The organism is Bacillus sp. JJ1533 (assembly GCF_036965045.1).
Lineage (GTDB): Bacteria > Bacillota > Bacilli > Bacillales > Bacillaceae_L > Ferdinandcohnia.
In genome coordinates this window covers 15,692-28,407 of sequence record NZ_JBALOV010000025.1, presented here as the reverse complement: position 1 = coordinate 28,407, position 12,716 = coordinate 15,692, and the positions used below count along the sequence as shown (strand labels likewise).

Here is a 12,716-nt window from a genome sequence, read left to right as displayed (position 1 = left end):
AGTCTTTCGAATTTTGGTAACATATTGGCAATACATAAATCGGAGGAAACGCTGATGAACAAAAAGATGGCGGGGCTATCAATTGCAGCAGGTGCATCATTATGGGGGATTATTGGCTTATTTGTAAGTAATCTGTATGCAATCGGCTTTACGCCATTACAGGTTGTGGCGGTGAGAGCAATCGCAGCCTCCATTTTTTTAATCACCTATGCTCTTTTAAAAAATCCAAAAGCATTCAACATCCAGATGGCCGACAGTAAATACTTTATTGGAACTGGAATCATCAGTATTGTCCTTTTTAACTGGTGTATGTTTATGGCGATTGAGGAAACCTCGATCTCCGTTTCCGCCATTCTGCTTTACACGGCACCTGCATTTGTCACGATTTTTGCTAGACTGCTATTTAAAGAAAAAATCACGATTCGAAAAATGCTGGCACTTGTCTTTACCATTGTTGGCTGTGCCTTTGTGGTAGGTGTGTTTCCAAGTTTTTCGGGAACAATTTCACTCTTTGGACTGGTAGTAGGGGTCGGTTCTGGATTCTTTTATGCCCTTTATAGTATCTTCGGCAAGTTTGCTCTTGAAAAATATGATTCACTTACCGTCACGGTGTATACTTTTATTTTTGCTGCAGTTGCTGTAACGCCGTTTAGTGGAATCTGGTCTGCACTTCATTTGTTTACGAATCTCAAATCGTGGTTGTATATTATTGGCCTGGGCTTCCTATCCACGATGCTGGCATTTATTCTCTATACAAAAGGATTACAGTATATCGAATCAAGTAGGGCTTCTATCATTGCAACAATTGAACCAGTCGTTGCTGCCATCATTGGCTTTTTTATCTTCCACGAAACATTGCAAATGTGGCAATATGTTGGGATAATCATGGTGCTTGCTGCCGTCATCATCGTCCAAGAAAATAGTGAAAGGATTCCGAAAAAGTCTTTGATAGAAAATGAGACAACTTTATAATCGAGGTGAGAAAGATTGAAAATTGCCATTATACTGGTGATCGTACTAGGAATTATTGCTTTAATCGGAACCATGTTAATAGCTGGAAAAGGGGATGCAAATTACCGTGAAAAAACCAAGCGGAATAGCATCAACCTAACTCTGATCTATACAATAGTAATTCTGCTTTCCTTGATTGCAGTTGGAATCTATATTACGATGTTTGCGTAAAACTCTTCAAAGTGTCCAAATGGGCACTTTTTTTGCGTCGTCTTACACCTTTTCCTCGACCACCCATAAACTGATTTAGGGTGATCAACTATGAGAAATCGAAATCAAATGGACATAACTACTTATCATCAAAAGTATTTTCGACCTTCATGCATGAAAGCGTTAAATTTGAGATTTAGCGATTGGAAATTTTTCGATCCTTATTATGAAAAAACACATGATCAAATCCAGTTACCTCCAGAGCTTACGAAGACTCTTGAGGAAACACTTATCAACTATTTTAGTATTCTGCGGGAAGCTGCAAGTACAGGAGTTAGAGCTTGCGGTTCCATTGGTCAGGGGGACCAACCGTTTCCCATTGCCTACAATTTTTTGTCTAAAGCATATCAGCATAAACTAAGTTATGAAAAATATGTAGATTCGTTTGCAGGAATCGGGCATACGAGCTTAATAAAGCTTTGTCGAGTGCCAGCAGGTGAAGGGGAAATCAGATATTTTTATGAAATTGAAACCATTTTGCTGGCAGAAGACCTGATGGTTGAGTATTTCGGCTATTATTATGGATTTATCGAGCTTGTCCATGAAAAGGATGGTTTTCGAATTGCTGATTTAAGTAAGATTGGAGAAGATTTCCTATGCGCCCCTTATCATGGCTGGGACCATGATGGGGAAGCGGTAGTAGATATTAAATTTGGTGAATGGTGCAAAATGATTCAATATAAGTATCCAACGATTACGAATGGATATGTTAAGAATATTTGCTTCCGTGGTAAAGATGGAGCGGATTATTGTATCCTATTTTTAAAATTAACCAATGGAACTGATGTGGAAATTGCACAATTTCGGAAAGCTGGTAATGAGCCGTGGAAACAGGTTCATATTAAGCCTGAAGAAGAATGTGTACCTAAAAATGTGGAAGAGCCAAAAAAGCGTTGACCCGAGAAACAACGCTTTTTTTGTAGTCAGGATTATATACTGCAATAAAAAAACAACAAAACTCAATAATATTTTATTGTAAAACGATAAAAATTATGTTAAATTAAATTGACATTAAATAAATGAGGTGTTTTTTTATGGAAAGAAGTTCTACACTTATTTTAAAGATAGCTGTATTTGTAATGGGAATTCCCGTTTTGGCTTTATGCCTATTTTTATTACCAAGGATCGCGGATATAGCATTCGGAGAAGCAGGAGGTGGTGCAACATTGGGTTATATGGTACTCGGCATTTTAACTCTGATGTATGTTTCGGCAATCCCGTATTATGTTGCATTATATCAAGCATTTAAACTTTTAACCTATATCGACAAGAACATTGCGTTCTCGGATTTATCTGTAAGTGCACTAAAGAAAATTAGAAACTGTGCCATTACAATCAGCTGCCTATATCTAGCAGCTTTACCCTTTATATTTGTGATTGCACAGTGGGATGATGCACCGGGTCTCGTCTTAATCGGAATGGTTGTTGTTGGTGCCTCAATGGTAATCGCAGTCTTTGCAGCCGTTCTTAAAAAGCTTTTGCAAGAAGCGATTCGTATAAAAACAGAAAATGATTTAACGGTCTGAGGTGAAAATAATGGCAATTATTATCAATATTGATGTGATGCTGGCTAAGAGGAAAATGAGCGTAACAGAGCTTTCTGAAAGAGTTGGGATCACAATAGCAAATATTTCTATACTGAAAAATGGAAAAGCAAAAGCAATCCGCCTCTCGACATTAGAAGCAATTTGTAAAGCCCTAGACTGTCAGCCAGGCGATCTGCTAGAATACCGAAACGATGAATGATGGGGAATAGGGACTTAGTTCTTGTTCCAATGGAGGAGAAAGACAATGTCAATGAAAATTCCTTTTTTTAATCAAAGACAAGTGAATAATTCACTACAGTTTTCGGACCGTGATACACCAGAGCATATAGCAATCGTTATGGATGGAAACGGTCGCTGGGCCCGGAAACGTGGCCTGCCAAGGGTTGCAGGTCATAAAGAAGGAGTATCTGCTGTTGTAAAAATTGTCAGGGCAGCAGTCAATTGTAAGGTGAAGGTGCTAACACTTTATACATTTTCTACGGAAAACTGGAAACGTCCAAAGCTCGAGGTAGAATCTATATTGAAGCTTCCAAAGGAATTTCTTCATGTATATCTGCCTGAACTAATATCCAATAATGTGCGGATTGAAGCTATCGGGGATATGGAAAATCTTCCGATACATACACGTGAAGCGATACAGTATGCAATCAATCGTACTCGAAACAATGACGGTCTTCAGTTAAATTTTGCGCTCAACTATGGGGGGCGAAACGAAATTTTGAATGCGATGAAAAAGATGTTCTCGGATATGCAAGAAGAGAAAATATCACCAGCTGAATTGGATGAACAGCAGTTTTCAAAATACCTATATACAGCCGATTTACCAGACCCAGACCTCCTCATTCGCACGGGTGGAGAAAAACGCTTGAGTAACTTTCTGCTTTGGCAATTGGCCTATACGGAGTTCTGGTTCACCGATGTGCTCTGGCCAGATTTCTCCGAAAAGGAATTTCTCGAGGCACTGGAGGAATACCGGCAACGGAAGAGAAGGTATGGTGGAATATAATGGGATATGGGACAAATTTCTTGTCCTAATGTTCCTGTTTCCTACAACGGGTATCTTCATACACTTTAGTTATATTCATGAGATGAGTAGTTGATTATACGCAAAATGTGTATATAATATTGTGAAAATATTGAATATTTATTAAAAATGTGATTTAATAAAACTATTGGTTGGGTCTTTGGGTGATCAACATTATCAAACCAATTTATTACTAAAGAGTTATTTACCTATTCTCCGAAGTGTATTTATCATAATATCTAAAATATATTTTAGTTGGAACCTATAATATTTACTGATCATTCGGATCCAATTTTATTCCAATAGACGAGGATCAATAATAGCTTAATTCATGCTGCTCAAATAAGGACTACCCAAAGGAGTTTAGAGATTAACCATGAAATAAATTAAGGAGCGCAAAGATGTATGTAACTATGTTGTTGATCGGTTTTTTATCTGGAATATTTACGGGCTTGTTATCAATTGGAGGAGGAATTATATTAGTCTTTATGCTAATGTTTGTATTTCCTTTACTGACAGGTAAAACTTTTCCGATGCATACGATAGCTGGTTTTTCTATTATGCAAACTTTTTTTTCAACGCTTTCTGGTGGATTTTATTATATTCGGCACAAACTTGTCGAACGGAAAGTAGTCTTAATCATGGGTATTCCGGCGTTTATTGGCGGCATCATTGGGGTTCTATTAGCTTCCTATTCCTCTGACTTTTTTTTACGTACCATATTTGCTTTTCTGGCTGTTACGGCTGCCATTGTAATGCAAATACCCTATAAATCAAATGAGGAATCGGAACCTTATAATTTTACAATTTTTTCAATCATTCTTACTGTACTGGCCAGTTTTATAATAGGTGTTTCAGGGGGATTAGTAGGAATTGCAGCAGGATTTATTTTTGTACCACTTATGATTTTTATTTTCAAGCTTCCTATAAAAACTGCAATAGGTTCCAGTCTGCTAATTTGTTTTCTTTTAGCATCGGGGAGTCTGATTACTAAACTGGGTATCAGCACTATTCCTATAGGTTATGCATTTATGCTGATTTTAGGGGGAATCACGGGGGCCCAAATTGGCGGACGTATAACAAAACGATTGAATTCAATCACATTAAAGAGAATTGCTGCGTACTTAATTCTGCTTGTAAGTATTAAGCTTTTTTTTGATATTTATTTTTGAGAAAAAAAGAAAAAAACGTACAGTTCAAAGTGGGGAGACAAATTAAATGAAACAAAGGAAAAAACACCTCTCAACGACATGCAGGAGGTGTTTTTCTTATGGGGAGAACTAGTTATAATTATCCTTAAGTAATGATAAAGAAGTTCATGATAATTAAATAACCGCCTGTAAAGAGTAGAATCAGATAGGAAATCAAACGAAAGGTACTCTGACTGACCATCTTAAAAAAGAACTGCCCCAGCAACATGCCTAAAAAAAGCGCAGGAATGGAAATCAGGGAAGCATTCCAAACGACTAAACTTGTACCGCTAAATATGATTTGTAAGATTAGGCTAATGAAATAGACAAAGAGATTGTAGACCAATGGAGTATTCCGAAAGTTGTCTTTATCCATTGCACTCCCAGAAAAGTAAAGTAACAGAGGCGGACCGGGTATTCCCATGCTTGTCGTTAGAAGGCCAGATATTCCACCTGTTAAGATGTCCCTTTTCTTTGTTTGGAGGATGGTTAATTTTAAAATAAGAAGAACTGTGAAAATCAGAATCAGTACACCCACTATGATCTTTAGCAGGGTGACATCCAAATAAAGATAAATTGGAATTCCTAAGAGAGTTCCTACACTACTTCCTTTTATTAAACGTATTAACAGGGCTTTATCGATTTCTTTTCCTATTTTAAAAACCATAAATAAGGAAAGACATAGGGAAAGAATAATATTAATCTGAATCGCCGTATGAACGGAATAGATCAAAAATAAAAACGGTGTGCTTATAACTGAAAATCCGTAGCCCGTACTTGTTTGCAGTAAAGAAGATATTAGGACAATCAAGAATAGGAAGATCCAGCCTTCCTCCATGTAATGCCCCCCTTATTTATCACACTATAAAAACTAGAACTAAAAGGCAAGAATCCTATTTAAAGTAGGACTTTTGCCTTGATCCGTTGATTTCTCCATATCTAAATTTGACTTAAAATATTATCTAGATTTGCTCTTGCAATCTTCTTAATATCCTTGTATTTATTGTTTCCATGAGAATCAATAGAGACAATTAAAGGACCAAAATCCTTTACCCTGAATTTCCATATGGCTTCAGGCATCAGGTCTTCCCACCATACATCTTCAATGGCTTCTACTTGTGTCGTCTCCAATGCTGCCGAACCCCCAAGGATAGAGAAATAACAACCATTAAAATCAATACATGCCTGACTCCCATCCTCGAGGAGTCCTCCTTTTCCAATAATGACCTTCATGCCATAATTTTGCATTAATCCCCTAGTAAAGCGATCCATACGATAGCTTGTAGTCGTGCCAATGCTCACCTTTTCATATGTACCGTCCTCTAACTTTCTGACTCCCGGAGCTGTATGGAGACCGATAGATCCTTGTAATTGTGGAATAAGGTCAGCTGGCAGTTCTACCTTCTTATCAAATAGGCGAATTAGATTTGCATCACGGATTCCAAAAATGATCCCATCTAAAGTGACTGTATCCCCTGCATATAATTTCTTAATATCTTCATCTGTCAACGGAGCCTTTAATCTATAATGTGCCATAGTACCCCTCCTATTGAATTTTTCAAACCTTGTAACCTAAAGGCAACTAAATGATTATTCTATAAAATTTATTAAAAAAGGATAATAATTAACAGCAAGCTGATAGCTCCCATGATAATGGATGAAATTAAACCAACCATTAAGGGGCGTATCCCTACAGATTTAATCTTTTTTAAATCAGTTCCTAGACCTACACTAGCCATGACCATTAAAATGAAAAATTTCGCAATGAAAGTAGTGGGCTCGATGAAGATGGATGGCAAAGGGAAAGTCGTATTTATCGCAGCAGCTCCAGCAAAAAATAATATAAAGAATGGAAAGACACTGCTCATTTTTACCTTTTTCTGATTGGAATTTGCCGTTTTGTTTTTTATGGAAATAAAGATTGATAATAGGACAGCAACTGGGACAAGCATTAAGGTTCTAATCAATTTAATAACTACAGATGCATCTCCAGCTTCTGTACTGTAACTATAACCAGCTGCGACAACAGATGAGGTGTCATGGATTGCTATACCTGCCCATGCCCCAAACATACTATCTGGCATGGAAAGCAAATGGCCAATAATGGGATAGATTAATACAGCTAATACATTAAAGGCGAAAATTGTGTTAATTGCATAGACGATGTCCTCATCTTTTGCTTTTAGGATTGGCCCTGTAGTAGCAATTGCTGTGGCCCCACATATTCCAGTCCCTAAACTAATGAGCAAAGGAATATTCCCTTTAAGTTTAAATAGCCTGCCGATGAAATAGGTTAAGCCAATTCCGAGGCTGACTGCAACTAATACGATAATTGCCGTATTTATTCCAAGCTGAAAGATCTCAGAAAAACTGAAACTAAAGCCAAGAAGAATAATAGCTAGTTTTAATAATTTTTTAAGAGTAAAGCCGATTCCAGGATAAAATTCTTCGGGAACAACAAGAAACTGTCTCATGAGGACTCCGATAACAATAGCAATGACAGCTCCTCCGATTAGGGGGAAATCCTTTCCCAAAGAATGGGCGATCAGCCCAATAACAAATGTTAAACTAATACCTGGAAGATTCTGTGACTTAATAAATGGTATTTTCGAAAAGGGGACAGTGGATTTTTCTAATTGAAGCTCGCTACTCATCTGAAAACCTCCAGCTTAATTAGTGATTATCAGTAATATCCAAGGATGAAAGGAATAAGGTTCTCTTTTACTCAATTTCATCTCCCTAATCGGGAAATGAAATTGAGCTTAAATAGGTGATTTTCAAAAAATAAATCTCCGATTTGGTTTAATGATCAAATAACATTTGGGAAGTCTCATTAAAATGAAATTCTAGGTTCTTCCCCTTGAGTGAAGATAGCTCTCATTCTTCGAGCAGGCCAACACATCATATTAACAGCTACAGGGTTACATGTCATATGCGTATCTGCTGCTTCAATATGTACTGCTAATGCTGTCGTACTTCCTCCTAGACCTTGCGCACCCAATCCTAATTTATTTATTAATGTAAACAATTCCTCCTCTAGTTTCCGTACATTTGGATCCGGATTAGGAGAACCAACTTCACGTGCCGCAGCCTTTTTTGCAAGTGCCGCACATTTGTCTGCTGTACCACCGATTCCGATTCCTACGATAGTAGGAGGACATGGATTGGCGCCAGATTCAAAGACACATTCTAAGACGTATTTTTTAATCCCTTCAATGCCAGCGGCTGGCGTTAACATTTTTAAATAACTCATGTTTTCAGAACCTGATCCCTTAGGAACGATTAAAATTTCAATTTGATCCCCTTCCACAAATTCATAATGAATAATAGGGACTTGGTTTCCGGTAGACGTGCCATGGTTTTTTCTTGTTAATGTGTTTACAATACTGCTTCTTAATGGATGCTCCAGCGTTGCCCGTTCTGTTCCTTTTCTAATTGCCTGCTCTAGTCTTAGACCATCAAACCGCACTTGATTTCCTACTTTTACAAAATATACTGGAATTCCTGTGTCTTGGCAGATTAATAATTTTTTATCATCAGCAGTGGAAACAGTCTTGATAAGTGTTGCGAGAATCTCTTTACCACTTTCTAATTCTTCATTCTCGTAGGCTCTTTCCAAGGCAGTTCTAACATCAGGTGGTAAATCTTTAAGGGATTCAATATAAAGAGTTTTGCAGGATTCCTCGACACTTTTATAAAAATCTTTTTCCACGCCCCAAACATGCTTATAATCTGCAGAATAATCGGCAACTGTCATAGAAGACCACTCCTTAACTTGTTATTTGGAAGCCACTTCGATCTTATATCCTTCAATTCTTGTCACATCGATACGGGTTTGTTTAGTTTTTTCTACATGATAGCGGGGTTCGCCGTCCTCGCCTTTGGTCACATATATATTACTTAGCCATTGTTCATCATTGCTTTCCTGATAATCCTCTCTGTAGTGAGAGCCTCTGCTTTCAGTACGCATTAGGGCACTAGCTGTAACCATCTTGGCTATCGTAACCAGATTACGAACATTTAAGAATTCTTGCCATGTTAGATTATAGTGTCGTGAACCTTTCACAGATACACGCTCAATTCGCTTTTCTAATAATCTAAGTTCACCTAAAGCAATCTCTAGATCTTTCCCATTTCGGACCAGACCGACTTTTTCCCACATTAAGTTTTTCAAATCATTACGAATATAAAAAGGATTTTCACCTTCCGCATTATTAAAAGGCTTTACAATATCGTCAATAAAGGACTGTACTTGGGCATCCGATATTTTTCCAATAGTACCGATGGTATTAACATAGGAAACGGCCGCATCACCTGCTCTGGCACCAAATACAGTTGAGTCACAAACGCCATTTCCGCCTAGGCGGTTTGCACCATGGACTCCACCTGCATCCTCTCCGGCTACAAATAACCCGGCAATATTTGATTCACAGTTGTTTGTTATCCTTACTCCTCCCATATGAAAGTGGGCTGCGGGGGAGATTTCGACTGGCTCCGTACTCAAATCCCTACCAACATCCCTGCAGCGTTCTACCATGCCAGGGAACATTCGCCGTACATTTTCTTTACCGAGGTGGGACACATCCACGTATACCCCACCCAACGGAGTTCCGCGACCTTCCATAATTTCCATGTAGGCTGCTCTTGAAACCCGATCTCTTGTCGAGCGCTCCATACGTTCCGGGTCGTAATTTTTCATAAATCTTTCACCGAGAGAATTTATTAAATAACCCCCAGCTCCACGAAGACCTTCTTCGAGTACACCCCCATTTAACCGTGAATTCTCAGCAAGCAGTCCTGTTGGATGGAATTGCATCATTTCCATATCCAAAAACTCTGTTCCTGCTCGGTAACACATAGCCATTCCATCTCCTGATTTCTCAAGGCTAGGTGTTGCAATCTTGTACATTGTGGCGGCACCGCCCGTCCCAACAATAACAGCTTTACAGTGAACAACAATAAATTCGCCGGTTCTCATATTAAGCATTAAACATCCGGCTACTCTGTGTTTTTCTTCATCAAATAATATATCAATAGCCCTTACTTCATCCCACGCGGTGACGTTTGGTTTAGCATAAAGCTGATCACGCATCCGAGAAATAATTTCAATTCCTGTTAAGTCTCCCTTGTGAACAGTCCGGTCGAAAGTTTGACCAGCAAAGGGTTTTTGGTGAATCGTTCCATCTTCATTTCGATCAAAAAAGACTCCCATTTTCGTCTCTAACTCTCTTATTCTTTTAGGCGCATCATTTACTAGCGTCCATGCCAGCTCCTGATCATTGATTCCGCCACCACCTTTGATCGTATCCTTAAAATGCTTTTCAAACGAGTCATCTGGATGAAGTACAACATTATATCCGCCTTGTACCATACGGGTACACCCGCTTTTTCCAATTAATCCTTTTGCTGAAACGATAATTTTTACATTGGGGTCCTGATCAGCTGCATGATGAGCTGCAAATAAACCAGCACCGCCACTTCCCAAAATTAGAATATCTGTCTCTACGTGTTCCAATGAGTTCACCTACTCTTTTTTAGTCAATTTAATATAATAATATGTAACTAGGACACAATGACATAAAACATGAGGGCAGATAAAACCGCACCAATAACGGTAAAAATAGTAAACACACTTCGATTATCTTTTACAATACCGATATCAATTAGAATTACCCTAAAACCATATAAAGCGTGGAAAATTAAAGCAAAGATTAAGAGAGCATCTAATAAAGCGTTTAAGTGTAGTGCAGAGAATACACCGATGCCTGGAAGTTTTCCAACTATTGCATAACCACTATAGATTTTTAATGGTAAACAAAATAGCAGGATTAACGCTGTTACTCTTTGAACGATCCATGCAATATAGCCAACAAAAGGGCGTTGTTTCACCTTTACATCTTGAACATTTTTATTTGTTTGCAAACTAGTTGAAGTCATTACCAAACCATCTCCTATCGTTTAGTCAACCTACCACTTCATACCTATCGCTCTTTTCAACTGTTTCATTTTGATTTTCTGGATTGTTGCCATTGGTTTAATTCCTTTTGGACAAACTTCTACACAAGCACTAAAAGATCGGCAACCAAATGCACCATCAGTTTCTACCACCATGTCTAGCCTTTCCTCTCTAGCTCCATCTCTTTCATCTGCAATCAAATTGTACGCTCGGTTTAAGGCTGCTGGACCAATAAACTCATCGACACCTCTAAGTGAAACTGTATTACAGGATTGGAAACACAATCCGCAAGTAATACAATCTTGATTTTCATCTATGATTTCTCGTCTTCCTGATGATGGAGGAATAATAGCAAACTCATCCGTATCTTCCTTAGGAACAAAATAAGGTTTTACCTTCTCCCAATTTTGGAAGAATTTATCCATATTGACGACTAAATCTTTTATTACGTCCATGTTCCTCATAGGTTGAACTAGTATTTTCTCCCCTAAATGTTCAATTTTAGTTCGGCATGCTAAACGGCCTCGACCATTAATAACCATCCCGCAGGAACCGCACATTCCAAGTCTGCAAGCACACCGGAAAGATAAACTAGGATCCTGATCCTCAACGATTAAAAACAAGCTATCCAGTACCGTCATGTTTTCTTTAGCTTCAATTTGAAATGCTTCATACTTAGGTTCATCGTCTGTTTGTGGATCAAATCGCATAACTGTTACTTCAACATCATTCATTATCAATACCCCCAATTTGTGTGGCAAATTAAGAATCTAACTTCTTCTATCCTCCTTTTTCTTTGATATGGAAGAACCATTGGAATTCTCCCTAACCATTGAGTTCCTGGCATAGTGACCCAACCAATATAAATTTATTAAATCACTATTTGGTACATAATTCAATATTTTAAAAATATTTTGACTAATTTTATTTTTAAAGAGAATAGAAAATTTGTAAAACACAATAACCATATAATTGCTGGCGTATTATTAGATGTCCTCGAAGTAAACATATTTCGAAGGCTTACAAGTTTATGTATCTAAAACTGTATTTTTAAACGAAAAAGGAATTTCAGACGGTAGTGGTTGGTTAAAAATTTTTAGATTCAAAAGAAAGACCAAAAAAATATATTTAAAAACTTCGCTATATTTTAAAAGTATTTTCTTAGTGATCATTACATACGTCTTTACAAAAGTAGTTGTACATTTTTCCTATACATAACGCTTTCTAGTAAATAAACTTCTGCTTTGGGATACTGCCAAAACAGTTCTTCAAAAATTTTATGAAATAATATAATTGGATTGTTTTTATATTCTATTCTGAAAATTCATAAAAGTGGGTATTGACTAATTTTTCTGCAAATGATTTAATGATACCCAAGTGGTAGGGTCACTGTACCTAGGATGACCCTACTCCTAAAATTTAATTATGATGAAGGAGGCATGTGAAGTGAGCAAAGTAAGTTCAGCTGCAGCTGTTGGTGAAAAGAAGCCGTCAATAAAACACGATTTTCTCATTCACAATCCAGGCGATCATGTAGGGGTGGCTACGAGCAACATTAAAGAAGGTGAAAAGGTCATCGGTGTGAACATGGGTGACAATTCAACAGTCGAGGTAGTTGCAAAAGGTAATATTCCGTATGGGCATAAAATTGCTCTTCAAGCATTAGATTTAGGTACACCAGTATTGAAATATGGCATTGAAATTGGCGTTACTACCCAGCGATGGGAGCAGGGTGATTATGTACATACCCATAATATTAAAACTCAAAGGTGGTAATG

At 37.7% G+C, this 12,716-nt stretch carries 15 protein-coding genes; 8 read left to right on the top strand and 7 right to left on the bottom strand.

Annotated elements, in window-relative coordinates:
* Nucleotides 1-54 precede the first annotated feature (54 nt).
* The 7 genes from V7138_RS12200 to V7138_RS12170 all read left to right on the top strand — a co-directional run bounded on the left by V7138_RS12200 (nt 55) and on the right by V7138_RS12170 (nt 4,964).
* Nucleotides 55-972, top strand: coding sequence for a DMT family transporter (locus tag V7138_RS12200; protein WP_335397613.1), 918 nt, complete (start codon nt 55-57; stop codon nt 970-972).
* Nucleotides 973-987: 15 nt separating this feature from the next.
* Complete coding sequence (locus tag V7138_RS12195) at nt 988-1,182, top strand: hypothetical protein (protein ID WP_335397609.1); 195 nt, start codon at nt 988-990, stop codon at nt 1,180-1,182.
* A 90-nt stretch (nt 1,183-1,272) separates the two neighbouring features.
* Complete coding sequence (locus tag V7138_RS12190; protein WP_335397607.1) at nt 1,273-2,118, top strand: hypothetical protein; 846 nt, start codon at nt 1,273-1,275, stop codon at nt 2,116-2,118.
* A gap of 137 nt (nt 2,119-2,255) precedes the next feature.
* A complete protein-coding gene (locus V7138_RS12185) occupies nt 2,256-2,747 on the top strand; it encodes a DUF2975 domain-containing protein (protein WP_335397604.1) in 492 nt (163 codons plus the stop codon).
* Nucleotides 2,748-2,757: 10 nt separating this feature from the next.
* Nucleotides 2,758-2,967, top strand: coding sequence for a helix-turn-helix domain-containing protein (locus V7138_RS12180; protein WP_335397601.1), 210 nt, complete (start codon nt 2,758-2,760; stop codon nt 2,965-2,967).
* 45 nt (nt 2,968-3,012) lie between these two features.
* A complete protein-coding gene (locus V7138_RS12175) occupies nt 3,013-3,774 on the top strand; it encodes an isoprenyl transferase (protein WP_335397598.1) in 762 nt (253 codons plus the stop codon).
* A 419-nt stretch (nt 3,775-4,193) separates the two neighbouring features.
* Nucleotides 4,194-4,964 (top strand): sulfite exporter TauE/SafE family protein, encoded by a 771-nt coding sequence (locus tag V7138_RS12170; RefSeq protein WP_335397596.1) that lies wholly within the window; start codon nt 4,194-4,196, stop codon nt 4,962-4,964.
* Between the two features lie 124 nt (nt 4,965-5,088).
* On the opposite strand, the gene V7138_RS12165 is transcribed toward V7138_RS12170, so the two are convergent.
* The 7 genes from V7138_RS12165 to V7138_RS12135 form a co-directional block, all read right to left on the bottom strand.
* Nucleotides 5,089-5,820, bottom strand: a complete 732-nt coding sequence (locus V7138_RS12165; RefSeq protein ID WP_335397593.1) for a sulfite exporter TauE/SafE family protein — start codon at nt 5,818-5,820, stop codon at nt 5,089-5,091.
* 101 nt (nt 5,821-5,921) lie between these two features.
* The gene (locus V7138_RS12160) at nt 5,922-6,518 is read right to left on the bottom strand and encodes a fumarate hydratase C-terminal domain-containing protein (RefSeq protein ID WP_335397590.1); all 597 of its coding nucleotides are present in this window, start codon (nt 6,516-6,518) and stop codon (nt 5,922-5,924) included.
* A 71-nt stretch (nt 6,519-6,589) separates the two neighbouring features.
* Nucleotides 6,590-7,636, bottom strand: a complete 1,047-nt coding sequence (locus V7138_RS12155) for a YeiH family protein (RefSeq protein WP_335397587.1) — start codon at nt 7,634-7,636, stop codon at nt 6,590-6,592.
* 179 nt (nt 7,637-7,815) lie between these two features.
* Nucleotides 7,816-8,739 (bottom strand): fumarate hydratase, encoded by a 924-nt coding sequence (locus V7138_RS12150; RefSeq protein WP_335397585.1) that lies wholly within the window; start codon nt 8,737-8,739, stop codon nt 7,816-7,818.
* A gap of 21 nt (nt 8,740-8,760) precedes the next feature.
* Nucleotides 8,761-10,506 carry an FAD-binding protein gene (locus V7138_RS12145; RefSeq protein ID WP_335397582.1) on the bottom strand — a complete coding sequence of 582 codons (1,746 nt, stop codon included), beginning with the start codon at nt 10,504-10,506 and terminating at the stop codon, nt 8,761-8,763.
* Between the two features lie 38 nt (nt 10,507-10,544).
* Nucleotides 10,545-10,919 carry a hypothetical protein gene (locus V7138_RS12140; protein ID WP_335397581.1) on the bottom strand — a complete coding sequence of 125 codons (375 nt, stop codon included), beginning with the start codon at nt 10,917-10,919 and terminating at the stop codon, nt 10,545-10,547.
* A 30-nt stretch (nt 10,920-10,949) separates the two neighbouring features.
* A complete protein-coding gene (locus tag V7138_RS12135) occupies nt 10,950-11,672 on the bottom strand; it encodes a succinate dehydrogenase/fumarate reductase iron-sulfur subunit (RefSeq protein WP_335397578.1) in 723 nt (240 codons plus the stop codon).
* A gap of 712 nt (nt 11,673-12,384) precedes the next feature.
* On the opposite strand from V7138_RS12135, the gene V7138_RS12130 reads away from it, so the two are divergent.
* Entirely contained in the window at nt 12,385-12,714 is a 330-nt protein-coding gene (locus V7138_RS12130; protein WP_335397576.1) for a UxaA family hydrolase, read from the top strand.
* The last annotated feature ends 2 nt before the right edge of the window (nt 12,715-12,716 follow it).